The organism is Pleionea litopenaei (assembly GCF_031198435.1).
Taxonomy (GTDB): domain Bacteria; phylum Pseudomonadota; class Gammaproteobacteria; order Enterobacterales; family Kangiellaceae; genus Pleionea; species Pleionea litopenaei.
Map to the genome: position 1 here is coordinate 3,384,855 of NZ_CP133548.1, position 24,695 is coordinate 3,409,549.

The 24,695-nt window shown below is 41.4% G+C and carries 30 protein-coding genes; 26 read left to right on the top strand and 4 right to left on the bottom strand.

Features of this window, described 5'->3' with window-relative positions; all coding sequences use genetic code 11:
* The first annotated feature begins 90 nt into the window (after positions 1–90).
* The 23 genes from Q9312_RS15235 to Q9312_RS15345 all read left to right on the top strand — a co-directional run bounded on the left by Q9312_RS15235 (position 91) and on the right by Q9312_RS15345 (position 16,368).
* Positions 91–849 (top strand): DedA family protein, encoded by a 759-nt coding sequence (locus Q9312_RS15235; RefSeq protein ID WP_309201718.1) that lies wholly within the window; start codon positions 91–93, stop codon positions 847–849.
* Between the two features lie 8 nt (positions 850–857).
* Positions 858–1,850 carry a DUF1853 family protein gene (locus tag Q9312_RS15240; protein WP_309201719.1) on the top strand — a complete coding sequence of 331 codons (993 nt, stop codon included), beginning with the start codon at positions 858–860 and terminating at the stop codon, positions 1,848–1,850.
* Positions 1,851–2,119: 269 nt separating this feature from the next.
* Positions 2,120–3,928: a diguanylate cyclase gene (locus Q9312_RS15245; RefSeq protein ID WP_309201720.1), complete on the top strand. Its 1,809-nt coding sequence runs from the start codon at positions 2,120–2,122 to the stop codon at positions 3,926–3,928.
* Positions 3,929–4,081: 153 nt separating this feature from the next.
* Entirely contained in the window at positions 4,082–4,561 is a 480-nt protein-coding gene (locus tag Q9312_RS15250; RefSeq protein WP_309201721.1) for a hypothetical protein, read from the top strand.
* A 91-nt stretch (positions 4,562–4,652) separates the two neighbouring features.
* Positions 4,653–5,108 carry a hypothetical protein gene (locus tag Q9312_RS15255; protein WP_309201722.1) on the top strand — a complete coding sequence of 152 codons (456 nt, stop codon included), beginning with the start codon at positions 4,653–4,655 and terminating at the stop codon, positions 5,106–5,108.
* 615 nt (positions 5,109–5,723) lie between these two features.
* A complete protein-coding gene (locus Q9312_RS15260) occupies positions 5,724–6,527 on the top strand; it encodes a tetratricopeptide repeat protein (protein ID WP_309201723.1) in 804 nt (267 codons plus the stop codon).
* 85 nt (positions 6,528–6,612) lie between these two features.
* Positions 6,613–7,050 (top strand): T6SS immunity protein Tdi1 domain-containing protein, encoded by a 438-nt coding sequence (locus Q9312_RS15265; RefSeq protein ID WP_309201724.1) that lies wholly within the window; start codon positions 6,613–6,615, stop codon positions 7,048–7,050.
* Positions 7,051–7,334: 284 nt separating this feature from the next.
* Positions 7,335–8,057: a hypothetical protein gene (locus tag Q9312_RS15270; RefSeq protein ID WP_309201725.1), complete on the top strand. Its 723-nt coding sequence runs from the start codon at positions 7,335–7,337 to the stop codon at positions 8,055–8,057.
* 52 nt (positions 8,058–8,109) lie between these two features.
* Positions 8,110–8,580, top strand: coding sequence for a hypothetical protein (locus tag Q9312_RS15275; protein WP_309201726.1), 471 nt, complete (start codon positions 8,110–8,112; stop codon positions 8,578–8,580).
* Positions 8,581–8,628: 48 nt separating this feature from the next.
* Positions 8,629–9,054, top strand: a complete 426-nt coding sequence (locus Q9312_RS15280) for a hypothetical protein (protein WP_309201727.1) — start codon at positions 8,629–8,631, stop codon at positions 9,052–9,054.
* Between the two features lie 73 nt (positions 9,055–9,127).
* Entirely contained in the window at positions 9,128–9,625 is a 498-nt protein-coding gene (locus Q9312_RS15285) for a hypothetical protein (protein ID WP_309201728.1), read from the top strand.
* A 91-nt stretch (positions 9,626–9,716) separates the two neighbouring features.
* Entirely contained in the window at positions 9,717–10,094 is a 378-nt protein-coding gene (locus Q9312_RS15290; protein WP_309201729.1) for an SMI1/KNR4 family protein, read from the top strand.
* A 586-nt stretch (positions 10,095–10,680) separates the two neighbouring features.
* Entirely contained in the window at positions 10,681–11,124 is a 444-nt protein-coding gene (locus Q9312_RS15295) for a DUF6756 family protein (RefSeq protein WP_309201730.1), read from the top strand.
* Positions 11,125–11,228: 104 nt separating this feature from the next.
* Positions 11,229–11,714, top strand: coding sequence for a hypothetical protein (locus Q9312_RS15300; protein WP_309201731.1), 486 nt, complete (start codon positions 11,229–11,231; stop codon positions 11,712–11,714).
* A 37-nt stretch (positions 11,715–11,751) separates the two neighbouring features.
* Positions 11,752–12,099, top strand: a complete 348-nt coding sequence (locus tag Q9312_RS15305) for a hypothetical protein (protein ID WP_309201732.1) — start codon at positions 11,752–11,754, stop codon at positions 12,097–12,099.
* Between the two features lie 65 nt (positions 12,100–12,164).
* Complete coding sequence (locus Q9312_RS15310; protein ID WP_309201733.1) at positions 12,165–12,434, top strand: hypothetical protein; 270 nt, start codon at positions 12,165–12,167, stop codon at positions 12,432–12,434.
* 388 nt (positions 12,435–12,822) lie between these two features.
* Entirely contained in the window at positions 12,823–13,233 is a 411-nt protein-coding gene (locus Q9312_RS15315; protein ID WP_309201734.1) for a hypothetical protein, read from the top strand.
* Positions 13,234–13,258: 25 nt separating this feature from the next.
* On the top strand, positions 13,259–13,660 hold the full coding sequence (locus Q9312_RS15320; RefSeq protein WP_309201735.1) for a hypothetical protein: 402 nt from the start codon (positions 13,259–13,261) through the stop codon (positions 13,658–13,660).
* Positions 13,661–13,723: 63 nt separating this feature from the next.
* Positions 13,724–14,023 carry a hypothetical protein gene (locus Q9312_RS15325; RefSeq protein WP_309201736.1) on the top strand — a complete coding sequence of 100 codons (300 nt, stop codon included), beginning with the start codon at positions 13,724–13,726 and terminating at the stop codon, positions 14,021–14,023.
* A gap of 71 nt (positions 14,024–14,094) precedes the next feature.
* Complete coding sequence (locus Q9312_RS15330; protein WP_309201737.1) at positions 14,095–14,463, top strand: SMI1/KNR4 family protein; 369 nt, start codon at positions 14,095–14,097, stop codon at positions 14,461–14,463.
* A gap of 76 nt (positions 14,464–14,539) precedes the next feature.
* Complete coding sequence (locus tag Q9312_RS15335) at positions 14,540–15,088, top strand: DUF4303 domain-containing protein (RefSeq protein ID WP_309201738.1); 549 nt, start codon at positions 14,540–14,542, stop codon at positions 15,086–15,088.
* Positions 15,089–15,165: 77 nt separating this feature from the next.
* Positions 15,166–15,552 (top strand): hypothetical protein, encoded by a 387-nt coding sequence (locus tag Q9312_RS15340; RefSeq protein WP_309201739.1) that lies wholly within the window; start codon positions 15,166–15,168, stop codon positions 15,550–15,552.
* A gap of 72 nt (positions 15,553–15,624) precedes the next feature.
* Positions 15,625–16,368, top strand: a complete 744-nt coding sequence (locus Q9312_RS15345; RefSeq protein WP_309201740.1) for a hypothetical protein — start codon at positions 15,625–15,627, stop codon at positions 16,366–16,368.
* Positions 16,369–16,466: 98 nt separating this feature from the next.
* Here the strand turns inward: Q9312_RS15345 and phaR are convergent, their stop codons facing one another.
* Together phaR and acs are read right to left on the bottom strand one after the other, a co-directional pair.
* Entirely contained in the window at positions 16,467–16,967 is a 501-nt protein-coding gene (gene phaR, locus Q9312_RS15350; RefSeq protein WP_309201741.1) for a polyhydroxyalkanoate synthesis repressor PhaR, read from the bottom strand.
* A gap of 298 nt (positions 16,968–17,265) precedes the next feature.
* Entirely contained in the window at positions 17,266–19,203 is a 1,938-nt protein-coding gene (gene acs / locus Q9312_RS15355; RefSeq protein ID WP_309201742.1) for an acetate--CoA ligase, read from the bottom strand.
* 235 nt (positions 19,204–19,438) lie between these two features.
* Here acs and Q9312_RS15360 point away from each other — a divergent pair, with 235 nt between their 5' ends.
* From Q9312_RS15360 to Q9312_RS15370, 3 genes are all read left to right on the top strand, one after another.
* Positions 19,439–19,852 (top strand): ExbD/TolR family protein, encoded by a 414-nt coding sequence (locus Q9312_RS15360; protein WP_309201743.1) that lies wholly within the window; start codon positions 19,439–19,441, stop codon positions 19,850–19,852.
* A gap of 120 nt (positions 19,853–19,972) precedes the next feature.
* Entirely contained in the window at positions 19,973–20,464 is a 492-nt protein-coding gene (locus tag Q9312_RS15365) for a c-type cytochrome (protein ID WP_309201744.1), read from the top strand.
* 232 nt (positions 20,465–20,696) lie between these two features.
* On the top strand, positions 20,697–22,655 hold the full coding sequence (locus Q9312_RS15370; protein ID WP_309201745.1) for a serine/threonine protein kinase: 1,959 nt from the start codon (positions 20,697–20,699) through the stop codon (positions 22,653–22,655).
* Here the strand turns inward: Q9312_RS15370 and Q9312_RS15375 are convergent.
* Both Q9312_RS15375 and Q9312_RS15380 read right to left on the bottom strand, forming a co-directional pair.
* Positions 22,636–23,850 (bottom strand): tetratricopeptide repeat-containing protein, encoded by a 1,215-nt coding sequence (locus Q9312_RS15375; RefSeq protein WP_309201746.1) that lies wholly within the window; start codon positions 23,848–23,850, stop codon positions 22,636–22,638. The genes Q9312_RS15370 and Q9312_RS15375 overlap by 20 nt on opposite strands.
* Positions 23,840–24,694: a hypothetical protein gene (locus tag Q9312_RS15380; RefSeq protein ID WP_309201747.1), complete on the bottom strand. Its 855-nt coding sequence runs from the start codon at positions 24,692–24,694 to the stop codon at positions 23,840–23,842. Before Q9312_RS15380 ends, Q9312_RS15375 begins: the two co-directional genes overlap by 11 nt.
* Position 24,695 lies beyond the last annotated feature (1 nt).

The following is a 24,695-nucleotide window of genomic DNA, read 5'->3' on the forward strand; positions in this document are numbered from 1 at the left end:
GGAGCTCTTAAATCTTACTTTATTTTAAAATACACGAAATCGTTAAAATGCGCGACAATCGGAACGCAATTTGTGGTGAGGGCCAATCTTTTGTTTGAGAGTTACAGTCAGTCCATTTTACGCTTTATTGAGCAGTCTCCTGAGTGGGCCTTTTTTATTGTTTTAGGCATTACCTTTCTTGAGTCTTTAGCTTTTATCGGAGTGTTGATGCCCGGGTGGCTTCTGCTGGTTGGCGTTGGGGCACTGGTGGGTAGCCAGGTTCTGGGTTTTTATCCTATTGTACTCGCGATGTTGATTGGGGCCGTTCTTGGGGAAGGTTTAAGTTATTATTTAGGGTATCATTATCGCGAAAAAATTCGCCAATGGCGGTGGATAGAGTCGCATCAAAAAGGGCTCGAACGAGCTGATCGGTTTATTGCGCAATACGGTGCAATGAGCCTTGTGATAGGTCGATTTATTGGGCCTGTTCGAGCGGTGTTACCGGTAGTTGCAGGTGTTTCAGGCATGCGACAGGGGTATTTCTGGTTTATTAATATTAGCTCAGGCTTGCTTTGGGCGCCTCTATACTTATTACCCGGAGTGCTGGTGGGTGCTGCAATTAACCTACCGGAAGGCAGTCAAGAAGTACTCGCGGTAGCGGCGATAGGAGAAGTGATGCTGCTTTGGTTGGCGCGGCGTTGGTGGATACAGTCAAATAAAATCGAGAACAACGATCAGTCTCGGCTACTTCGCTTTCGAGTAATCATGGCGATCATTTGCGGCTTATTATTATTGCTAATCGTATTGATGAGTGAGGTTGGCCAAGCTCTCATCAATACCCTTGCTCGAGTATTATCGGTCGTTATGTGAGAGAGAAGGTGACAACTTTAAAATACCCGTCAACCCACCCGCTACTTGAAGAGACACCCAAGCAGTTAATGCAGCGGTTGGCTTGGTGTGTTTTGACCCCGGAACTTGTGACTATCCCACAAAACTTTTTTGTTCACGCCAATGATCGAGCACAGTTTTGGCAATCGTTTAAAAGAGAAGTTGAGCGTAACACTCAAGAAAAATGGATAGATAAGCTTTATCAAGATATTGAGCAACTAAAAACTTTTCGTTTAGGTGATTTATTTGAATGTTTTATCAACTTCATTTTTTCTGTGCACCCTGACTATCAAGTGATCGAACGAAACCTACAAGTGATCGTCGATGGTGTAACACTAGGTGAACTTGATCTGCTGGTGCAAAATAAGAATAACCACTCTTTACTGCATATAGAAATGGCCAGTAAATTCTATTTGAACATTCCATGGATGGGTAAAGACTTTTGGGTGGGTTCAAATGTGAAAGATAGGCTCGATCTTAAATTAGATCGACTGATACATCATCAGTTAGCCTTATCGAGCCACCCAGCAATGCTGCATTGGCTGGCTGAGCGAAACCTGCCAAAAGCGCAAGCCTGCAGTTTATTACGAGGTCAACTATTCCATTCTTTCTCATCAATGAGTGAGCGAATGAAACTCTCCGACACAGGTTCCACCCCAGATTCACAAGTGAGAAATTCCTTCAAGGCACTGAGTGCGACCGCTGTTTGGGCCACCAGCGAGGAATTGGAACAAGGCTTACAGAGCTTAGGTCAGTCAACAGAACAACTGTCCGTTGTGCGTTTGGAGAAGTTCCAATGGCTCGGATTATGCGATTTTAACAATACCCCAAGCAAGCTATCCGATTTACTGGAACAAGGTGTTGCTAAACGGCCATGCATATTGCGTATCAACGCGGATAATGAAGATGAATTCTCGGTCTTTTGGTTGCCCAGCGACTGGCCAGATAAAGTCAATAATGAATACCCTGACCCTCTTTCGTAAAGTCGAATTTCTCAAAGATATAGCCTATACTGTTGTATAAATAATGAACGGTTTGTTGAAAGACTCATCGAGTAATTTCCGGGGCGTATGTCCATGAAGTGTTTCCGAGAGCATTTCCGATGACAACCAAAGCACAATAACTGGAAATAGATAATCGTGCGTTAATTAGGGTAGGGATAAAATCATCATTCGGCACATAATAAAGATAAAATATGGTCAATCTGTTTAAATTTAAATTTAAATTCTTATATTTTCTTCTAATCCTTTTTGTGAATAACATATTTGCTGAAAATGCTGTTCATCCTATCGTTGAGAAATTTGGCGCGATGTCGGCAAAGGAGCCAATAAAGACGATTGAAGAAATCGATCAAGCATTAAAAGATCCAAAACTTCCTTTATTGCCCCGGCTCGATATAATGGTGATAAAGTCGGATACCTTTAACCGACTAGGTTATCTCGAACAATATTTAGAAAATTCACGCCAAGGATTTGAACTCGCGCAAGCCCATAAAAAACAAGACTATGCCAGTCGGTTTAAGTTAGATGAAGCAGAAGCCTTGTCTCAACTGAATAAATGGGAACAATCTAAAGTGGTTTTCAAAGAAGCCCTTGTAACGATTGAAACGCTCGATAATCGATTTCTTGAGGCTCAAGCAAAATCTAAATTCGGTCTAGCCAGTTATTACAATGAAGAGCACGAAGCTGCATTAAAGCTGCTATTAGACGCTTATGAAATTTACCAAGAAGAAGCTCCGGGTTTTTTAGCTACGACGCTTGCGAATATTGCGTTGGTCTATGACGCAACCGGAGAGCATGAAACGGCAATAGACTATTTTTTCAAAAGTCTAAGCTACATCGATGAAAAGGAACAAGAGCAAAATGCATCAATTACCTATTACAATATAGGGTATGTTTCAATAAAGGTTAAAAAATACGATCAAGCCGAAGAGTATTTAAAGAAGTCATTAACTATTGCTGAAAAATTTAATATTGTTCAAGGAGTGGCTTTCGCTAAATCGCAATTAGGTTTGCTTGAGTATGAGAGGCAACATTATGAGACTGCAGAGGTTTATTTAAAGGAATCGTTAAGCCTAGCTCAAAATATTAAGAACCAGCGTCTGATCAACGCAACCATGTCTGATCTTCTCAAGAATCAAATAAAACAAGGTAAAACCGAAGAAGTCGATGTTCTAATTAATCAATTAATGGCGCGATTAAGCGATAAAGAAGATAAAGACAAGTTAGTTGTATTGCGGCATGCTGCCGACCATTATTCGGACCAAGGCCGATTTCAAGAAGCCATTGATTACTACAACAAAGTCATCAATGTGTTTGAAGAGCTAATAAAGTCTAATCGAATTAAAGAAATGAAAAAGTTACAAAATGAGTTCAATGATAAATTACAACAACAAGAGCTTGAAATATTAAAACAACGAAATGAACTGCAGCAATTGAACTTAGAGAAGCAAGAAAGTCAAAAAACCATTTTTATATTGGCCGCATTGATTTTAACAACGTTACTGATGTCTGCTTTGATCTTTTGGCGACGAGAGAAAATTAGTCATCAAAAATACGCAGAGTTAGCCCTTACGGATGAATTAACCGGCGTTCCAAACCGTCGCCAAATCTTTTCGATTGCAGAAAGAGAACTGAATGGTTTTTTCAGAGAAAACGGAAAGCTAATGTTTTGCTTGCTTGATCTCGACTTCTTTAAGCGAATTAATGACAGTTATGGGCACGATGTTGGCGATCGAGTCTTGATTGAATTTGCTGTGGCAATTCGCTGTGCGATTCGTGAGCACGATTCATTAGGTCGGATCGGCGGAGAAGAGTGGTTGTTAATTCTTAATCAAGTCGACGTTGATGATTTAGATGTAGTGTTCGATCGCATTCGAAGTCAGTGTGCCAAGATAGATGTCGATGGCCTCGATGAAGTAATAACGGTCAGTATGGGAGTTACTTTGGCTCACTCAGATGATGAGAGTATCGAAGTTGCTTTGAAACGAGCAGACGAGGCACTCTACGATGCCAAGCATCAAGGAAGAAATCGTTACGCCATAAAACTACGACATGGTTGAGCACAAATGGACGCTTTAAGGGGATTAGTCTGGACACCCACTTACATTTCAGATTGAGAGCGTTTAATATAATCAAACAGTCTGACTTGGAATGAAAAGTGAACGGATTATTTACGCTCTAATGAATATAAAATACTGTTATGCATCGGTCCTATGAATTCGCATTGTCACATTTGCAATAGAGAATTAGACGTTAAGAGTGATCCATTATCGATCGATTGTGGTGGTGATTGCTGGGGCTGCATTGGTGAAATTGAAGCTGACCAAGGCTATGAACCCTCAAAAATTCAGGTAAGGAAGGAGTTCTCTGAAGGATTAAGACCGAACTGGATGCCAAGCCCTGAAACTAGTTGTAAATTGGATTCAGAATCTAGACTACATATTCTGGTTAAGCTATATCGGCCTCTCGGAGAGCCATGGAACGACGAACCATTCGAGTTGAAGGTCGTTTCAAAAGGGTCAAGAATGGAAGATGAAGTAATCGAGCAAGTCGTACTAAATACAAGCTCAAGTGGTGAGTGTACCTATATCTCGTCAGTTAAAACATCTAAAAATGGTTCGGAATTGTGGTATTTCATAGTCCGCAAAGAGAACGAATGGTGCTATCCAGTTTCTGGAGCAAGAAATGCTTAATAAGCAGCAACGGACTGTCAAATCGATCACTCAAATTGCTGCGCAATTACGTGCCAGCTTTGCTAGCCGCTGTACTGGGCGTTAACTTAATATGGATAATATGAAATTTACTCAGTCAACTCTGCAAGGTTTTATAAATAGACTAATTACAAGCTACCGAACAATAATTCCGGTCGTTGTTGTGCCAATTGTATTGTCGATTGTATTAAAACTAAATGGTCAGCCACTACCAAAGGAAATGGTTACTATTTTATTGTTGGTGCCGATATTCGTTACATTGTGGCTAATGGTATTTAATTCCGGAACCAATAAGCTACAAGCTTGCGAACTGACTTTAAATGAGCGGTTTATTTCGGTATCTAAATATGGCGAAAAATCAGAGCTTAACTGGAATGATATTACAAAGCTTACTATTTCAAAATTTGTAGGCAATCATGTAATATTGAGTTCAAATTCGGAACAAGAATTGATGTTTGATTATTTTGCTTTTAGTAAAAAACAACGTGATCAAATAATTTCGTATATAAAGTCAAAGATAACAAATTAAGGCTTCGACCTGTTTAAATGCTGCTCGCTTTAAAAATCCGCAACTTAAAGTGTTAAATGCCCATAGGAATCATGGTAGATTAGGAATCATGGTAGATATCGGTACTTTTAATAGATTGTCCGCTAGCGAGCAAGATGAGTATCAACGTTACTCTTCAAGGTTTGTTCGTTCAGTCCTCAAGTCAGATGCTACTGATGGCTACGTCTTCGGTTTTGCAATTTACTGCTGCTAAAGGCATTAAATGGTTAATCGAATGAACAAAGTCGTACTAATATCTGAGAACGGATATAGCAATGAACACGATAAACTTCTAGAGTCCTTTTTAGAACAAAATTTTGAATTGTTTTGTGCTGTCGGAAAAGACTGCGAACTATGGGAGAAATAATGGATGAAATCGCAGTCGGTAATGGAGAGAACGTAAGTTATATTATCACTACTAGTCACCCGAACGAATCGGTAAATGAAGTAGTCGAATTCGCAAGCAATTTCACAACAAGTTCAAAATCAGGGGTTAAAGTCGTATGCATTTAACAAGGCAAGCCAACAACGCAACTAGAGTACTGTTCAACGCTAATGTTCGACGCTGCTTTGGGCATTAAGATCTAAAGGATAGAAATGAAAAAATTCATTACATTATTACTAATGCTAGCTTTCTCATTGAGTGCATTCTCAATATCAGACAATGAATTTGATAAGTTTATTTCTGAAATACAAGATAAGAATTTCGATTCTATAGAAACCTATCTTAAAAAAAATAAGGGTTCTAAAGAGCCCGAGTATTATATTTTACTTTTAAACTATTCATATTCAAAAGGTGAAAGTACGGAAATTTTAATAGGAAGCGGCGAACCTAAAGAAGGCGATTTTGCGCTAAAAAGTCAAGAGACAGGCAAAACTGAAGGGTTTTTAGGTGAACGGACAACATATGATAAAGAATTAATAATATCTGGTATCAAAAGATCACAAACTGCATTAAAAGACTTTCCAGAACGTCTCGACATCCATTTGGGGATCGTTACTATCGCAGAGAGAATAGAAGAATGGGAATTGGCGGGCGACCAGCTGGTAACCATACTTAAAACATCTAAAGAAATCGATAACAAATGGACTTGGGGGCGAATTAGCTCAATGCAAGGAAATCCAAAGGATTTTATGATTCAAAGTGTTCTACCAAGAACGTCAAAATTTTTTAGGCTCAATAGCGATATTGGTGATAAGCAGCTAGTAAAAGTATCAAATGCATTAATTCAATATTACCCCGAATCAATTTATGGTTACGCCAACATGGGGACTTTGTTCATGGCAAAAAAGGACTATGACAAAGCCGAGAGCTATTATAAGAAAGCGTTAGCTATAGACAGCAACGATGAAGTAATTTTATCTAACTTAGAACATCTTAAAAAATTAAGGTCACAATAAATGAGCTTAACCAGTCAAGGCAGCAATACGCCTGCGACGTAGGACTGGCTAACGCGCGCAGCTGCATTGGACGTTAAACGACTCTATGAAAATACTCGATGAGATCAAAAAATCTTGGGGCTGGACAGGACTAATTCCGGTTGAAGTGGTCGCTGAGAATGAGTTTGCAAATTTTATATTAAAGGACGCTAAGGGACGTTTCTGGAGGCTATGCCCCGAAGATGTCTATTGTGAAGTAATCGCAAATGATACGTCTGAATATAACGAACTGGTAAAAGATGAAGAGTTTTCCATAGATTGGTTCATGGAAAAAATGGTGAATGAAGCCAAAGAGAACTTGGGTGAGCTTCCTGATGGAATGAAGTATCATATGACAATTCCAGGCCCTCTTGGTGGTGAGTATGGCGGCTCCAACCTAAAAATAGTTTCTACTTTAGAAATAATTCGTTACTCAGGAAGCCTGGGCTATCAAACAAAAGACCTAGCTCAAGGCGAAATATTTGAATTTAAGGTTATCGATTAATGTCGCATAACAAGCGCTGCAAGATGGTCGAGATGACTTTCTGTTCGAGGTTGAAGGAGCACCGAACCCGCTCTACGCCGTGCACATCACATGGAGCAAGGAAACATCTCCTGACAGGCCTTGGATTACTGCATTTGAAAGTAAAGAAGATTTTTTAGCAAACTGGCCCAAAATTTATGACTGATAAAGTGCAAACAAGAAAATGCAGCATCGCCCACTCAAAATGCACGTGCGCTGGACTCGCTAATGCTTGCCATTTTTACCGACGTTAAGTCAAAAGTGATATGTGGACACCAAATAAAATAAGCTCCAAGAAGGCTGAACTTGATTTCAGTAGTTCAGGACAAGATGCTTCGAAAGTTACCCAAATCTTCTTTGATAAGCATCTATTCTGTAATGCGGTTGAATTGTTGGAAATCGAAGATGCATCAATTCAGTTTTTAGTTTGCGAACATTGCGGATATGCGGGCTGCTCTCCGGGGAATTGGCTTTCGTTGCGTTATTGTGGCGAGTTTATATTCCTAATACCTAGCTTTGTGGATATGGAGGAAGGTGAATGGGAACTATCTGAGTATGGAGCGCCTTACTATGTAAAAAAAGAAGGTGGTATCTATTTGAGTTCCGAGCAATATGCCGAGCTATTGGAGTTAATCCCAAGCTTGCCTAAGAAAGTGAAACTCCCACAGCTTACGAATCATGAGGTTGCATTGTTAGCGCAGTGGGAAGCTCCATACAGAGTGCTAGGCGAATTCCCGGAAGATATAGCTTTTAAGTCTAGTCTCTATTTGGCAACAGAATCCGAACTTGGTGAACAGATCATTGATAGAGCTTTGAGACTGCTGCTTAAGCTGTGTGGTTCTAAGGAGCCAGCCCAAATAGGCTTTTGCAAGGAAAAGAACAACGCTATTTTTCTAGATACTCGTGAATGCTTGCAATGGAATCCTATATGCGAGCAAAATGGCGATAGTTATATTAGTTTTGAGCCAGATGTGGGATTTAAGACTTAATAAGTCCATAAAGCCGATGCCTAGCGGTGAGGCTCATTGAGGCGTTAATATTATGAAACCATTTACCTCTATAGTTTTAATTTTTTTATCGAAACTAGCACTATCCTGTTCGTGCTGGCCTGAAGCATTTGATCTTGAAAAGGCCTTTCAAATACATCAAAGCGTAGCTATTGTTGAAGTAGTAAGCGTTACTAATGGGAAGGGAAGTAGAGAGCTTTTTAAATACAATGAAGAAACTAACAGCTATTCTCATCGAGTACTTGAAGAGCATGTAACAGGGTACGCAGAGGCGAAAATAGTCAATTTACTTAAAGGTAGTCCCTCGAAACTCGTTAAAATTAATGCTGGTGAAATAAATACCAGTTGTTCTGTAGAGCTTGAGGTTGGCGAACAATACCTAGCTTTTTTAGAGCATAATGAGGCTAAAGTTGGTTTTTGTAACCCATCAGGTCATGTAGAATCATTCGGAATCAAACAATTCTTACAAAAGAATATGAATCATCAAAGTCAGCAGGAAAATTAAACACTGACTGCGTTTATTTTCCGCTGCTTACAGTCGTAAAGGTACTAAGTGAGAAGCATACTAACTTTTATATTCTTTATTTTCTCAAGCGGCGTATTTGCTGTAGATGAAAACAGTTTTAAGTCAGGTGTAGACCCTGCCACTGCTCGAGAAATCTTGTATATCGATAAAGGCCTTTATACGGGTGATTTTGTAGCCTATGAAGAATCCTTTTTGCTTTATAAAGTCAAAGACGGAGGTGAGCTCGGTCGCAATATTACGGGAGTTCGAATACTCGATATTGTAAATAAACACTCTTACTTTATATACCCATGGGATTTCAAAGGTATGACTACCGAAAATCCTTTTGGAAATGGCCCAAAAATTAAGTCGGTCAATCGCATAGTCAATAAGTTCAAAATAGAGTTAGTGGGCTCCAAAAGTTATATAATATTTGATCTAGGAAATAAGTCGTTTGACTTTAGCAACCTTTAACAATTTGTAAGAGAACGAAATGCATAAAGTCGCATTCGACTCTGCTTGGCCTTAAGCGCAAAAAGGAGATTACATGCCACCAAGTCACCATAAAGAGCTGGCAAACTTTCTTAAGGAAAATACTGAAGGTAATCCTTCAGTCACTGCGTACCGAGATAACAATGGAAATAGACCGATTCCTATTGGCCAATTTGGAGGTGATTTTTTCTCAACGATTGGTGCCTTTGATATGGGGCTATCTTTACCAGAAGGTAACTTCGAGTTCGCTGTATCAGGCACCAACGAATGGTTGCCTAATTCGCTAGCAAGCTCTATTTATTGGCTAACTGAGCGTACTTGTGATGAGTGGCCTTTGGTCTGCGAAGATGTGGTTAAAGTTAATGCCAAAAGCACTTATAGGCACATGGCTTATGTTCCATCGCCATTTACGTTTAAACTTTCTACCGGTCAAATGGTGAAATGGCTTTTGGGTATGCCTATTACTGATACCGAAATTAGTTTTTCAGAGCAGGCGGTACTAGATAAGGCGCGAAAAACTTATTCGGGGTGGTTGTTCTGTGAAAGCGCTTAACAAGGCTATGAACTAAGCGCTACGTCGTCGAACAATCAAACCTTCGATTTGTTTGTTCGGTTATGGCGGCGTTAGTTACATAAGGGAAAGTATGAATCTCATCGAATTATTGAAGGACCATTCTAAAGAGCTAGGTCATGGGGTAGCGCCAAAGAAAGTCTCCGATTTGGAAGAAAAGCTTAATATTAAGCTCCGGAAAGACTTTACCGCTTATCTTATTGAATTAAATTATGCTGAGATTTTTGATGATCCAGTGTATGGAATAAATCCAGATATTGAGCAGTTGGATATTTACGAGCAAAATAGGGACAAAGAGCATTTTCATTACGGTTTCCTTGAAATCTTTTCGAATGACATAGATGGAACTATCTATATTCGTCCTGACACTGGAAATGTATACAATGCTAGTTTTACACAACCAATAGCGAAGTCGTTTACTGAGTTTGTAGCCAAAGTAATTAGTGAATGATAGCTAACAAGATACCGGAAAAACGATGCAGAAAAAACGCGCGTCTCAATTTGATGTGATGTATCGAAGGTCCGTATCTTGCAATTATCAGATAAAGGGTAGTTCAAGTGGTATATCTTAGATGGTGTATTACACCTTTTGTTTTAGCTGGCGCATTTCTCATCGGAGGTATTATTTCGCTAGTGCTCGAGCATGAATTCCGAATTTGGTATGAGTATGGGAGTGCAGTGATAATTCCTACCATTGGTTTATATGGTGTTTACATAATGGCTCCGAACTTCAAATTTTTGGTCGCTTGTGTCTCCGCGATAGTTGGTCTTTTCGCAGCGTTTTATGTGGCATATCCTTCCTTCTATCCAGAGCGGCATAGTTCTCCGTACCAAATAACCTATATTCCCTTTATAGTCGTGTGTTTGGTTACATCGGGTCATTTGTGGTTGTTGGGTTTTACGAGGGTCAAAAGTGTGCTCAACATATAGAAAAACATTCAGCAGGGCAGTTTGGGGCGTTATTTTTCAAAAGGATCTTTGTGATTGTCAATAAGTAACAAGTGGTCAAGAAACATCCTCTAACGTTAGGTGTCAATATGAATACATTGCGCGATGAACTCAATGAAATTATAAGCTCCGAAAAGATACGGGGGATTGAGTTTCTTCGCATGAATAATTGGCAGTGGATAATGGACAAGCTGGCCGAGAACTTTCTATCTCATGGCAAACAAAGTCTCGAAAGAATCTGGCTTTGGGAGGCCATCGAAGAGCCGTATGCGAGCTATCAACCAGATGATGGCATTGAAGAACTCAATTCGCTTCTTTGCCATTCAGACACGTATTGGTTTATCGCATCAGATGAAGATGGTAAGTATTGGGTTCTTGAAGGCACAGGAGAGGCTATTGTTAGCGTATTGTCCGAAACAAGATATTTTGAGTACTACATAACGAACAAAGAAATATCATGGCTAATATGTGAGAACCACCATGGTGTAATGGTTCTTAAAGGCCCCATTGCGTCCGAGCGAGAAAATGCATAACAATTCAGTCAACTTCACAATCGACTATTCAATCAACTTCGAGCCTTCGACGCTGGAGAGTTTACACTCCGCTTCGTTCCAGCTGCCGGCTATTGAGGTGTTAAATGATGAATAACTTACTTATAGCTTTAGTATTTTCTTTTGTCGCTGTACCTGCATTTAGCTGCACGGTTATGAGTACTCGCGACGCCCGACTCGAGTTTAAAAGTTCAAGAGCTGCGTTTAATGAGTTATACACTCAAAACGATATAGTTTTCTTCGGTAAAGTAAATAACTCATTTGAAAAGCCCGTTTATGATTACAACGGCAAGGCGTTATATACTTTTCCTGTTTTTGAAGTCTCTACCCTCGATGTATACAAGGGTATAGATATAGCTTCGAAGGTATTGTATTGGGAGCAGACTAGTTGTTTGAGTCAAATCTCTTTGAAAGTCGAAGAATATTACTTTTTTATTGGTAATAAAGGGGAAGACGGTGAGATATACTATGTTGAAGTTCTCGAATATTTAGAATACCTAGGGCGAGGAGCTTTTAAAGACCTAGGAAAGCCAATTTATCAGTATAATGTAACAAGTCAAAGCAGCAGGTGAACTACTGGTTGAAGCGTTACGTGAAAGAAGGAATTCTGTGGCAAACTATTTTTCGATGGAGATTAAAGCCCCTGATGGCCTAAGTGGTATCGAAGCTCACCTGTCCAAATGTCGACTAAGCTTGAATGCGTATACTTCAGGACACAATGGTAAAGTAGTCCTTCGAGCGAAAGATGACTCAGATTTCGAATGGTCAATGGACTCTTCGGATGGAGAAATTGTCTTCGGAAGTGGAGAAATCTTTAAAGGTGTAGATTTCACGATTAAAGCTTTAGAGTCTTTGAGCCTGATATTAAGGACGAAGAAATTGCCTCATGTCATTTGGGTCGACGATGAGAACGGATGTTTAATTAAAGAGTTCAACTATGGTATGCCAAACACGTAACAAGAAAGAGCTGAGGCAGTATAAAATATATGCTGTCTTCAGTGTGAAGCGTTAGGAGTCTGAGAATGAAAAAAATCTCAATCGGCATGTTCTTCGGTATCCTGCTAGCTTCTAGCATTTACATTCCAATCATCTATCTACAAATGGATGAAAAATATAAACTTGGTATTGCAAATGGAAAAAGCCAAGGGTTAATAATCGCAGCAAACGCTATAGAAAAAGAATTTGGGGAATATGACGGTAAATCAAAGTATATTCGCTTGTTTTCCGTTAAAACAACAGACGTTATTGTTACGAATGAAAATGGAAACAAAACCATTAAGGTCATTCCATGAAACAGTTATTAATTACAGCTCGTAACAAGGCGTTTAACTACGCAGGTTTTTCAAACCTGCCGGACGCTCAAAAAGCGCAGCCCCGGGGTTGCTTTTTCAAACCCGTTAATTCAAACGTTAAGTGTATATGGGTAGTTCTTCAGTGGAAGCTTCAAAGTTCTATCAAGAGGTTACCGATATTGGGCCGTTTGGGGTATTAAAGACAGTGGAGGCTTTCCTGTGCCACTGGGGTTGATATTCCGGCCATCCGATTTGCGTGAAATTGTTGAAGTCTTGCGCAAAAACACCTAACCAATCCAACAAGGTTATTCTGGGTCGATGGCCCTTCACTTGACGACTTTCAACCGCCCCTTATGGCTGGCGCAATGGTAATGAATAGGGTTTTACTTTGAATAAGTTCTTAATATCTGTCGGGTTAGCATTTTCTTTTATTTTCGGTATGTTTGTTCAAAGTAGGTTTCTGCCATTTCTTCCTGAATCGTCGATGGCTAAAGCACAAGAATTAGCTGATGCGACTAATGAACTGTGTAAACTTACAAGAGAAGTGCGAGCTTTAAGTGAATTGCAAGCCCGCATCGATGTCGCGTATTCTTTTTTCAACGAATCGAATTCACTTCAAAATACTCAAAAAATTTTCGCCATTTTGGAAACTGAGATTGAAATTGGAATAGAAGAAGTCGACGATGTTCTGAGAGTCGGTGGTGAGTACGACAATAAATTTGCTGTAGACAATGCTTTAAAGCGAGCAAATGATTTATCCAATAAGCTGAAAAGCTACCAAAACCAGTCGAAGCAGTAGATGAGCTAATGTTTGAGGGGGTATTATGAAATCAGATCTTAATGAAGCCTTAAAGTTTGTAAAGAAGCGGCCTGGGATGTACCTTAGGGCTGAATCTATCTATGAGCTTGCTACTTTTATTGCTGGTTATGAAGTAGCACTACGTATGAACTTTGAGTATCCAAATCCTGATAATATTAGTTTCATGAATTGGGTAGAGGAAAAATATGAAATTTGTAACCCTGCGTGGCACTGGTCGAGAATATTGCATCATGTTGCTGGAACTGAAGTAGAAGCATTGCATTTGTTCTTCACGATCTGGCCGGAGTATTATGAAATCAAGAGTCGTTTTATTTCGAATAGAAAGTCAATAAAATTTGGCTGCCCCAAGGAAAGTGTGACGAATGATTATTGGAATAGGCTCCATGAGCAACAATGGAGTAGTTAACAATCGATTTGGGTATAAAGCAGTCTCACAATTTAAACAAGCGCAATGGTTCAAAAAGAGAAAATGAAAGTATCAGTGATTTTTGAAGAAGAACCAACACAGTGGGGGCTAAGAGGTGACCCATTTTTGTGGAGAGAACTGAAGGAGCGGTTTAGGAATATTGATATGCCTTCTTCTGCTGATGAGCTTAGGAACATGATAGAAAGTGAATACGAGAAATCTACGGGTCATCCAATTGGCAACATGAAAAATATTGGCATCGAAAGATTTCAAAGCTACGGCATGTCTAGTGGTATTATTTGTCCAGAGTTTTGGGTTACTAAAGGTGTTCCTTTGCTGGCCAGTCGTCATGCAAAACCTTAACACGGCGCTGTTGCGAACCGCTTCTTGCGTGGCTCACCGCAATGCTTGGCGCTATATTTAAGAGCAAACCTATGACATCGAATGACATTAAGAGAATTGAAAAAGAAACCGGACTTAGTTTTCCTGCGTGCTACGTGAAAGTGGTTACTAACTACCCATCCGAATTATTGAATTCCGACGCCCCTGATTTTGGGTTGCTTGATGATCCTGAAGAAGTTATTGACGAAAATCTAGAAGTTAGAGAGAACGGCTATTTTGGCGAAACGTGGCCTGAACGCTATTTAATTATCGGGAGAAATGGTTGCGGTGACTATTACGTGATTACCTCAGACGCAAAGAAGTTTTCCGTAGGGTTATCTGATCATGAAAAAATGGAATGTAATCCTTATGCACATACCCTTGAAGAGTTCGTTGCGAAATACCTCAGTGAACAAGAGTAAAGATATAACCAATCGGTCAAACAAGGACGCAGCAATGCTGCGCCACTTAGCTTGGCGTTAAGCACAAGGAATAAGTATGAAATCACCTGATTTTGATAAAGTTAGTAAATTGCTATATGAATTATCTGAAATGTGCATTAATAAGTTTTCCGAGGCACATCCTGATAAGACTTTCTATGCTTTTTCATTCGATCTAAATGTGGAGTATGGAAATGTGTTGTTGTGTGCAAACACGGAACAGGCCTTTCAGGAAGTATCCTCATCTTATATAGAGAGGTATAACTACGGTGAAGCTGAACTAAGGAGTCTCAAGCGTAATTTTGGAGATTGGAAGTATCAGGGGTTTAACTTAGAGTTTCCTGAATGGAACGAAGCATGGGGAAGTGTGGAGCGAGAAATTGAACAGTACGTATTTTCGGATAATATAGAAGACGAAGAGGTTGACACGTTTGTAAATGAGTTTATTTGTATGTGTACAAAGGTGCTTCTTAGTCTTGAGGCGAATGGAGCGTTCAATTCTTTAAGGAAGGAATCGAACTTTTACGTAGATATTATGGATCATAATGAAAACGAGGAAGAGGCTGGTGAAAGGCTTAGTCGATTAAGGGCGGAATTCAATGCTTAATAAACTAAGCCAGTGTCGCTCCATTTGGTCGTTGGATCTTCTTTCACACGGCCGGTACAGGCGGAGTTAGGAAAACAATGGTAAGGAATCCATCTAATCCCACGGTCGAAGAAATAAAGGAGTGGGCTTACTCTGATGAGGTAGAGCCGCATCAAGAGTGGGAGTTGTTTCTTTTATGGAAAGGGGAATTTATTGATTATCTTAAATTCGCAAGTGATATAAATTGTCCGAAAGAGAGCTTCTTTTTAGATCTTCTTTACTATTGGATTTGGCGAATTGCAGTTGAGCGAGCGAATGAAAATGAGGTTGAGTCGTTTAAGGAAGTTTTCGAAAAAGCGGAAAGCATAAATACGCCATATGTAAGGCTGTGGCTTCAACGCTCACAAGAGCTTCTTGCCGGCACTCGTGAAGTTGATGAGTCTAGTTGGCGGGAAAATCGTAGACCTTATGAGAACCTTTCCTAACCAGAAAATGCACGCGAATGACTACACTAGACGTTGCTTTGGGCGCTAGCCTCAAAAAGGAGTATTAAAACATTGAAGTATTTTGTTCCAGATATTCGAGTGAATGAGGATCTCGATTCGCAGGATTCCTACCAAGATAAGTTTGGTGGCTTGCCTTGGGGATTAGAAGAATCTCGTTGGCCTTTTTGTTCTGAGTGTAAAAAGCCTCAAACCTTCCTTGCGCAATTTCAGCATGATTCCAATAGACTCGATTTGGGAAAAGAAGGACGAGTGATTTTTATTTTTCAGTGTAATCATTTTCCTGGTATGTGCTCGACTTGGGAAGGTGGTTCAGGTGCTAATGCTTGTTTTATCCTTGAGCAAGAAGAATTAGTCGGCGCGCTATCTAAATCGCCGAGAGAGAACACTCTCATCGAGAATGAGGTTCGTGTGGTAGATTGGCTGGAGCACGACGATGGCATTTCTGATTCAAACGCTCCGGCTTTCTTCGATGAAGAATTATATTTTGAACTTTCCGATGATATCGTTGAGAGCGTTTCCACAGGCACAAAATTAGGTAGCGTCCCTGAATGGATACAAAGCCCATCGGAGGCACCAGTGGGTGATTGGGAGTTTATCGGTCAACTAGATAGTACTCATAGTTTTATTCACCCACCACGGAAAAACATCGCCTGGGTCGTCGAAGATGGAGAATGCTGGGAAGGGCGGACCCATTATGGCGAAGGGCCAAACTATGGTGATGGAGGTATTGCATACCTATTTGTTAAGAAAACAGACGCTGTGCCAAAGGGGTGGTTTTTTTGGCAGTGTGGTTAAGGCGAACAAACGTTTTCAGTCTGACGCCAAAACCTTCGCGTTAATGTTACTCGCAGCACCCAAACATTAACCTAAATGCAATTCAGCATTGTCAAAACTTAAGCGTCTTTTTTCTCATTCTCTTCAGGCTTTTCGTCTTCGCCTGCTTCGCTGACTTGACCGCCTCGGGTGTAGAAGTTTTCTTGCATCGACTTCCACATATTCAAGTTTTGCTCGGCAATGTTTTGCATCATAGTCATTGGGTTAGTACCCAAAAAGGTATTGAGCGGACTTTTGAAACCAGCTTGTTGCTCCATAAAAAGTTTCATGGAGTGTTCTAGAAATCGACTCATCATTGCCTGCATTGAATCGCCATAGAAACGAATCACATTTTGCAAAATTTCAGAGGTAAAAATTGGGCTTTCTTTGTCTTCTTGTTCAGAAATGATCTGCAGTAATGTAGCCCGAGTTAAATCATCACCAGATTTTGCATCAATGACTTTGAATGGCGTATAGCTTAGAACTAATTCTTTCACATCGTTCAGCGTTATGTAGCTGCTAATGGCCGTATCGTAGAGCCTACGATTGGGGTATTTTTTTATTACGCGTACATCTGACATGGCTTTTATTCCCAACGTGATTTTATGATTATTGTTAGTGCTATTGTTGTTGATTAAGCGCTTATTGGTGAGCGAGAGTAAGTCATTCAATTGACTTTTTTATCACACGCTATGTTGCAGTGTATCATTATATGGTGTTCCGCACCATAGGGGGCAAGTGGCTAGGTAGGCAAGGTCTGACCACCTTGTAACGCAATGATATTTAAAAGAATATTTTTAAAACTTCCGCTGCATTGGGATATCTGTTGAATAATACCAAGGCAACGGAAGGGCATTCGCAAAAAATGAAATGCTGCGGTTATTGGTTTAAGCGATGTTTTATTAATTGTTCGACCACGCTGGGATCGGCCAAGGTTGAGGTATCGCCTAAATTGTCCAGTTCATTACTCGCAATTTTACGCAATATGCGCCGCATTATTTTTCCTGATCGTGTTTTTGGCAAACCAGGTGACCACTGAATCATTTCTGGTTTGGCAATGGGGCCGATTTCTTGATTCACGAGTTTAATTAATTCTTGTTTCAGTGCATCACTCGGATCTACTCCGCTCATCAGAGTGACATAAGCATAAACGCCTTGCCCTTTGATATCGTGCGGAAACCCGACCACCGCCGCTTCTGCAACACTTTCATGCAACACGAGGGCGCTTTCAATTTCTGCCGTCCCGAGGCGATGACCCGAAACGTTTAACACATCATCCATACGCCCGGTGATCCAGTAGTAACCATCTTCATCACGTCGCGCCCCGTCACCCGTAAAATAGTAGCCCGGGTACTGAGAAAAATAAGTACTGATGAATCGATCATGGTCTCCGTAAACGGTACGCATTTGCCCTGGCCATGAACGAGCCATCACTAAAGCGCCAGAGCCCGCGCCTTCGACCGTTTTACCATCACTATCAAGCAGAGCAGGTTCAATTCCAAAGAAAGGGCGAGTCGCTGAACCGGGTTTTAATTGAGTCGCTCCGGGTAAGGGAGTGAGCAGAATGCCGCCAGTTTCAGTTTGCCACCAGGTGTCGACTATCGGACAACGGGTCTCACCGACGACTTGATGATACCACTCCCAAGCTTCAGGATTGATCGGTTCACCCACGGTTCCGAGAAGTCTTAACGATGAGCGAGATGCTCGATTTACAAATTCATTGCCTTGACCCATCAAGGCTCTTATTGCGGTTGGTGCGGTGTAAAAAATATTGACTTGGTGTTTATCGACGACGTCCCAAAAGCGTCCTGCATCAGGGTAAGTTGGCACGCCCTCAAAGACTAAGGTTGTTGCACCATTGGCAAGTGGGCCGTAAACAATATACGAGTGTCCAGTGATCCAGCCTGCATCGGCGGTGCACCAGTAAACATCGCCATCGTGGTAGTCGAACACGTATTGATGAGTAAGTGCGGCGTACAGTAGATAACCGCCAGACGTATGCAAAACGCCTTTAGGTTGGCCAGTCGAGCCAGAGGTGTACAAAATAAACAACGGGTCTTCAGCCGACATGATCTCGCAAGGGCAGTCATCTGACATGGCTTCCATTGATGCATAATAATCAACATCTCTAGATTCTTGCCAAGCAATGTCGGCTTGCGTGTATTTTACAACAATGACTGAGTGAACATTCGGGCAGCCTTCTAGGGCTTTATCGGCATTTTTCTTGAGAGGAACGGTTTTACCTCCGCGCAGTCCTTCATCGGCGGTAATAACAACTTGGCAGTCAGAATCAAGTATTCTGCTTTTTAGTGACTCTGGAGAGAATCCGCCGAATACAACCGAATGAATGGCGCCTATTCTGGCACAGGCCAGCATGGCGTAAACCACTTCGGGAATCATGGGCATATAAATACAAACACGGTCGCCTTTTTTAACGTTGCGACTTTTCAACAGGTTGGCAAAACGACTCACTTTTTGATGCAATTCTCGATAGGTGATCGATAAATCGTTTTTCGGATCGTCACCTTCCCAAATAATGGCTGTTTGATCCGCTTTGCTTGCCAAGTGTCGATCAACACAGTTGTAGCAAACATTGAGCTCAGCACCTTCGAACCAACGAATGTGCGCCTTCTTGTAGTCGACATTCATCACTGAGTCCCAAGGTTTCTCCCAGTCAATTTTTGCTCGAGCTTGTTCTGCCCAAAAGTTTTCTGGGTCGTCGATTGAGGCTTGATACATTGATTCGTATTGAGCATTGTTTATCAGAGTATGTTCTAAATACTGCTGAGGGACTGGGTAGGTTTTGATGTCTGACATTGTTATCTCCTTATTCCTTGGCACATTTGAGTGACGTTTCACTGAGTTGTGCCTGCCACCGCGCTGATTTGAATGCCTCTAACTTAAACAATATTAACTCGTTTGAAAAGTCGCTTGTCTCCACCTCCTCAACTTTAGCCCTCTTTATAGAACAGGTGCGTTTTAGTCATTAAGCCGGTGACAAAACAACAACTAAGATTACCGTGCTCAACCCAATGAGGCATTAGGAGGGAATATGTTTAAAAAAGCTCTACGTTATCGCAATCCGCAAGCGGACGGTGAAGTGAACATGACGCCGATGTTAGATATTGTTTTCATCATGTTGATTTTCTTTATCGTCACGACATCGTTTGAACAAGAAGCCGCTGTTGATATACAACCGTTACGATCAAGTCAGACCGACGCCAACGAAGAATCACAGGTGAAATCCATTGAGCTATTGTCCAATGGACTCGTTGAAATGGATGGTCAAACCTTGTCTATGACGCAGATAGCTGCTCGATTGGGTGTTTGGAAAATCAATAAAGCGCAGCCAGCGGTCGTTATTGTTGTGTCATCTGAGGCTCCAACCCACTCATTGGTGGCGCTCAATGACCAAGTCAGGTTGGCTGACATTGACAATATCAAAGTCGCTGTCGCGAGAAATTGAGGGCATAAATACATCTATTTTCAGGGGGTTATTTCAACCGGATGGAAAATGAGGCTATAATGCGCGCTGTAAATTAAATCAACACAGCTACCGAAACAGGTGACTTTGAGGATGCTAAGCATGATTTCCTTTAAAAACAAATGGTTATTACTTGTTGTAGCCGCAAGCCTTAGTTTGGGCGTGGCAGCAGCGACTGAGAAAAAAGAAGAAAAGAAAGAAGAACAAAGTAAGGGATACCTAGAGGCGCAGAAAAAGTCGATGTTCAGTAAAGAGAATATTGCAAAGCGCACAGCACCGGTGGGCAAAATTTATGTCGAAGGTGATGATGTGCCAGCGGCTGCGCCACCTCCTGTGGTTGAGTCGACCGGACCACGAAGCGGCGGTGATGTTTACACTGCGAACTGTAGCGCCTGTCATGGTGCAGGTGTCGGAGGTGCTCCTAAGTTCGGCACTTCAGCTTGGAGTGATCTTGCTGCTGCCAACTCGATTGACGCATTGCTTCAGTCCGTTGTAAACGGTAAAGGCATTATGCCTCCTCGTGGTGGTTGTGCGAATTGTTCGGATGATGAGCTGAAAGATGCCATTCAACATATGATCGATAGCGCACAATAAGCGGCTCTGTCGTCATCAAAAAAACGCTCTGCTTTAGAGCGTTTTTTTTTGCCCGAAAATAATTAGTCAAGGTCGATAACAGGTGTGGTATAACTTTGTTCGAAAGGTTTACGTTAATTTTCAGAAGAACTATTTATCGTTAGAGCATTTATCAGAACGACTATTTATCAGTAGAACCGTCTATTAGAATAACCGTTTATTAGAACAATCATTCCAAAAATAAGTTGAAGTTATGAGTATCTATCCTTTGTCGTTGTTTGACCGAGAATTAAACTTAGCGCAAGCTGAAACGGTAGCTCAGGCAATTGATGCTACGCAGCAGGGAGACCGTGACCGTGCGGTAAGTTTGTGGCATGGCTTAACCTCAGGTAGTGGTATGCCGCAAGCCTTAGCTTGGGCTGAACTGATGTTATTACAGCCGTTAAAGTTACATCATGATCAAGCGGTCATCGAAAAGCTTCTCACTTATGCCCAACCAACCACTCAGCCGTTGATTCGCGCGCGCGTCGCCCACGCATTGACGATCGCTTTTATGTGGCGTCAAGATTATCAACAAGCCTTTAGTTTTGCGTTTGAAGCATTAACGGCTTATCGAGAAAAAGACAACACCGTGGGGCAATCCTATATTCTCGATACGCTTGGTAACCTGTGTATACAAACGGGTGATACCGACCGTGCCCTGTTGTTTTTAGTTGAGTCCTTAACCCATAAGTACCATGCAGAAGATAACCTTGGTGTCGCTATTTCACTGGGTAGTTTAGCGCGCTTGTGTTTTCAATTAGGTCGTCTCGATCAGGCTCGTACGTTTGCATTGCGTGATCTGTCCCTAGTGACGGAGTCTCAGAAGAGTACACAAGCATTGCTGTTTAACTTATTAAGCAGAATTGAAACAGCGGCAGGTAATTTTACTCAGTCTTTACACTACTTAGAACAAGCCGATAACTCGGCACAAAGTTCAGAACAAAAGTTTTTTAATGCGAAAGAGCGCGCGATGGTCTTTCATTTTCAAAACGATGATGAATCTGCTAATCACTTTTTGCAGGTTGCGCATGCGGAATGCCCTGCGAACAGTCATTACCACGCCATCGTTTTACAGCTTTGTCACCATCAAATCATGTTTGATAAAGAAGATTTTGATGCATCGGGCTTCATCGAGCTAGAGTCTGTGCTAATGCAACGCGCGCTGCCTGAGCAAGAGATCGAGTTTCGAATTCTATGGGCTAGAGATTTTTATCGACAAGATCAGTTTTCCTCGGCACGCGATCAATTGTTGCTGGCTCACAAAGTAATGAAAAGTCATTCTTGTAATCGATTCAGAACAGAAATTCAAACCTTAATGATGCAGTGGCGTTTTAACGAAGCACTTGAGGAAGAGTCGGCTAAGCGAATTGATCATGATTTGAAAGACAATAATGGATACGTGATTCGAAAAACCTTGGGCGAAGGAGGCTTTGGTGTCGTCTATTTGGCTTGGGATATCGAACGAGAGCAAGATGTCGCTTTAAAGCAATTTAAAAGTCATTTACAAATGAGTGTTGAGGAGCAACAGCAGCTATGGCGCCAAGCGCGTTTAGAGTTTGAAGCTGCCGCACAGATTAAAAGCAGTTTTGTCGCTCGTCCTCTAGCAATCGGTCACGATAGTTACGGTGTACCTTACGTTGTCCATCAATACATCGAAGGCCAACCCCTCTATGATTACATGTCGGTCATTACCGATCCGAACAGTGTTGCTATGTACATTCGGCAAATTGCCATGGGCTTGCAATTTATTCATCAAGCGGGAATTATTCATAGAGATATTAAACCGGATAATATTTTGATTACCAGTAGCGGCAGTCCGGTTATCATCGATCTTGGCATTGCACTAATGCGTTATGGCGAAGGCTCAAAAACCATTGCTGGTACTTCTGGTTATATGCCCCCCGAACAATTAGAGTCAACGGAGTTGTCTGGTGCCTCCGACGTCTATGCCCTAGGTTGTGTTTTTTATCAATGGTTGTCAAAAGGGTTGCCTCAACCTGCGCAACAAAAAGCGGGCATACTAGATCGACTGCGAAATAAATCCATTCCAGGAATTATGCTTGATCAAAAACTGGTACCGGCCAAGTGGTGGGAATTAATCAACGCGATGGTGTCGGTTGATCCAAGTGACCGACCTGCGATTGACGATATTATTCAGCAACTGAATTAATTAGTGAGAGCAGTTCATTGCTGGGTGGCATATGAGCAAAATGTTGCTTAAGCTGGCCAATGACCACATTGAAGGGTTTGTCAGGATGCCGTTTGGGATCAAGTAGCTCTTTATACAGCGCTACAGAATCTTGCTCTTTGCCAGCTAAGAAGGCAGCTTGTGCAAGTGTTTCTTGATCCCAAAAGTTAAGCCTGAAAGGCTCATTGGGAAATTTTTCTTTGAGTATGTTTTGCTTTAATTCAAATTGCTCGGTGATAGCGCTTGCTATTTCTTTGGCTGAATCAGCTTGGTTTTGCCAGAGCTTGATTGATGCTGCATTAATACCGAGGTAAGCATTTCTTTGCTTTGAATTTCGCCATCCTTGCTCATACAACTTACCCGCTCGTTGAAGATGTTGAGAATTGCCAGACTCACTCCACATGCGCTTATAAACGCCGCCAAGAATTCCCATCGTTTCGTCATCGTTAGGAAAGCGCTTATTGAGTTGGCTTAATATTTGGCAGGCTTGCTTCAAGTGATTCTGACGACTCATCGAAAGACCTTGAAGTTGAATCAATCGCAAGTCACTCGGTGAGCGCTCAAGCGCTTGCAGAATAAGTTGATCCGCAACGGTATAATCTTTACGGTCTAATAGTTTCTCAATAATGACCGACACTAATGCTGGATGAAGTAAAATATCACTGTGTTGTTGGTTAAATAACTCGGCGTTGAAGTCAGTATTCGATAGTTGCTGTGATAACTGATTAAAAATTTTGAAAATATCGAGTTGAGACTCTTGGCGTTGACTAAAGCTTGGTAAGCTCGGACCAAGTGGATATTGAATGAAATACCATTTTAACCACGTATCTAAGAGTGCAATGGCAACATGATGAGCATCGGCTTCAAGAGGACCAAGAATGTGTCTTACTTGATTTCCCATTCGTCTCAGTGCGTGGGCCCAGTATCGAGTGACCGGATCTAAGAAATGAAAATCATCAATGTATTCGAGGTTGGCAAACACATTCGCTTTTGCTTTACCTCCGAGCGCTTCAACCGCACTGCTCGACAAGGCTTCTAATATTCGGCCAGAATAGAAAACGGTCGCTTCAGGTACACCGTGTTGGTAAACAATGGATAATTGTTCTAAGTCATTGCGAAGTTGAAAATTGGGCATTTCAAATTCAAGCAATTGCTGTGGGTACCATTCAGTTAGCATAGTGACAGTCCACGTAATTGACGTTGTTCGTCCATTGTTGTCGATCGATGATGGTTAGCCAATGTTGATCAAGTATTACCAGTAAAGCAAGTAACCGTTTACTGTATCGTTCGCCAACTTTGAGAGTCAGTTTATCAAGATGGTGCTGAGTTTGAAGGCGAGATGGTGTTTGTAAAATATCAACGGTCTTGCCAGGTTGAATATCGACGGGTAGATTTTTAATTGAGGTCAGTAACGTTTTTTTGATTTCAGGAAACGTTTGTTCTTGATGCGTCAGATTTCCGCGGTGGCTCTGAATGTAGAAGGCGTCGAACCCGAGTGCAATGGCTTTCATTTGATCGGCGTAGGTTCCTGCATCAGGACGCGCAATATGTTCATCCCATACGGTTAATTGACATTTATTGGTACGCTTTAAATGCGAATCAATGATGACTTTTCCAAGTGCAACGAGGGTACACATAGAATACCCAATATTGTTATCCGCTAGTTTACCATCGAAGACACGAGTGACTTTCTCAGCGTTAGCGAGGCATCTTTCAAACCTCGCTACCCAGTTTTGGCCAGAAGGTTTTACCGAAGTATCGATAAATAGGGATTCCGGAAAAGGCAACATCAATTGATAAGGGACGTCATGGTTCGAACAGGCTTCCGCGAACAGAAGATCGGCACCAGCCGCCGCACTGCCACAAGCGAATTGAATCGAATTCTGCTCGAACCAGAGGTTAATTTTCTCAGCAACCAGTGATTCATTACTCGCTTTAAACCGGGCTTGTTCTGCAGTTGAAATTATATGACCTGCAAAATGGAGCGATATGGGTGTGGTCCCAGAATTGAGCGTTGGCATT

Excerpts from the sequence above, each read along its gene's own strand:
- Q9312_RS15250 (WP_309201721.1), top strand. The coding sequence starts at position 4,082 with ATGAATTCGCATTGTCACATTTGCAATAGAGAATTAGACGTTAAGAGT.
- Q9312_RS15255 (WP_309201722.1), top strand. The coding sequence starts at position 4,653 with ATGGATAATATGAAATTTACTCAGTCAACTCTGCAAGGTTTTATAAAT.
- Q9312_RS15260 (WP_309201723.1), top strand. The coding sequence starts at position 5,724 with ATGAAAAAATTCATTACATTATTACTAATGCTAGCTTTCTCATTGAGT.
- Q9312_RS15265 (WP_309201724.1), top strand. The coding sequence starts at position 6,613 with ATGAAAATACTCGATGAGATCAAAAAATCTTGGGGCTGGACAGGACTA.
- Q9312_RS15270 (WP_309201725.1), top strand. The coding sequence starts at position 7,335 with ATGTGGACACCAAATAAAATAAGCTCCAAGAAGGCTGAACTTGATTTC.
- Q9312_RS15275 (WP_309201726.1), top strand. The coding sequence starts at position 8,110 with ATGAAACCATTTACCTCTATAGTTTTAATTTTTTTATCGAAACTAGCA.
- Q9312_RS15285 (WP_309201728.1), top strand. The coding sequence starts at position 9,128 with ATGCCACCAAGTCACCATAAAGAGCTGGCAAACTTTCTTAAGGAAAAT.
- Q9312_RS15290 (WP_309201729.1), top strand. The coding sequence starts at position 9,717 with ATGAATCTCATCGAATTATTGAAGGACCATTCTAAAGAGCTAGGTCAT.
- Q9312_RS15295 (WP_309201730.1), top strand. The coding sequence starts at position 10,681 with ATGAATACATTGCGCGATGAACTCAATGAAATTATAAGCTCCGAAAAG.
- Q9312_RS15300 (WP_309201731.1), top strand. The coding sequence starts at position 11,229 with ATGATGAATAACTTACTTATAGCTTTAGTATTTTCTTTTGTCGCTGTA.
- Q9312_RS15310 (WP_309201733.1), top strand. The coding sequence starts at position 12,165 with ATGAAAAAAATCTCAATCGGCATGTTCTTCGGTATCCTGCTAGCTTCT.
- Q9312_RS15320 (WP_309201735.1), top strand. The coding sequence starts at position 13,259 with ATGAAATCAGATCTTAATGAAGCCTTAAAGTTTGTAAAGAAGCGGCCT.
- Q9312_RS15325 (WP_309201736.1), top strand. The coding sequence starts at position 13,724 with ATGAAAGTATCAGTGATTTTTGAAGAAGAACCAACACAGTGGGGGCTA.
- Q9312_RS15330 (WP_309201737.1), top strand. The coding sequence starts at position 14,095 with ATGACATCGAATGACATTAAGAGAATTGAAAAAGAAACCGGACTTAGT.
- Q9312_RS15335 (WP_309201738.1), top strand. The coding sequence starts at position 14,540 with ATGAAATCACCTGATTTTGATAAAGTTAGTAAATTGCTATATGAATTA.
- Q9312_RS15340 (WP_309201739.1), top strand. The coding sequence starts at position 15,166 with ATGGTAAGGAATCCATCTAATCCCACGGTCGAAGAAATAAAGGAGTGG.
- phaR (WP_309201741.1), bottom strand. The coding sequence starts at position 16,967 with ATGTCAGATGTACGCGTAATAAAAAAATACCCCAATCGTAGGCTCTAC.
- acs (WP_309201742.1), bottom strand. The coding sequence starts at position 19,203 with ATGTCAGACATCAAAACCTACCCAGTCCCTCAGCAGTATTTAGAACAT.
- Q9312_RS15360 (WP_309201743.1), top strand. The coding sequence starts at position 19,439 with ATGTTTAAAAAAGCTCTACGTTATCGCAATCCGCAAGCGGACGGTGAA.
- Q9312_RS15365 (WP_309201744.1), top strand. The coding sequence starts at position 19,973 with ATGATTTCCTTTAAAAACAAATGGTTATTACTTGTTGTAGCCGCAAGC.
- Q9312_RS15370 (WP_309201745.1), top strand. The coding sequence starts at position 20,697 with ATGAGTATCTATCCTTTGTCGTTGTTTGACCGAGAATTAAACTTAGCG.
- Q9312_RS15375 (WP_309201746.1), bottom strand. The coding sequence starts at position 23,850 with ATGCTAACTGAATGGTACCCACAGCAATTGCTTGAATTTGAAATGCCC.
- Q9312_RS15380 (WP_309201747.1), bottom strand. The coding sequence starts at position 24,694 with ATGCCAACGCTCAATTCTGGGACCACACCCATATCGCTCCATTTTGCA.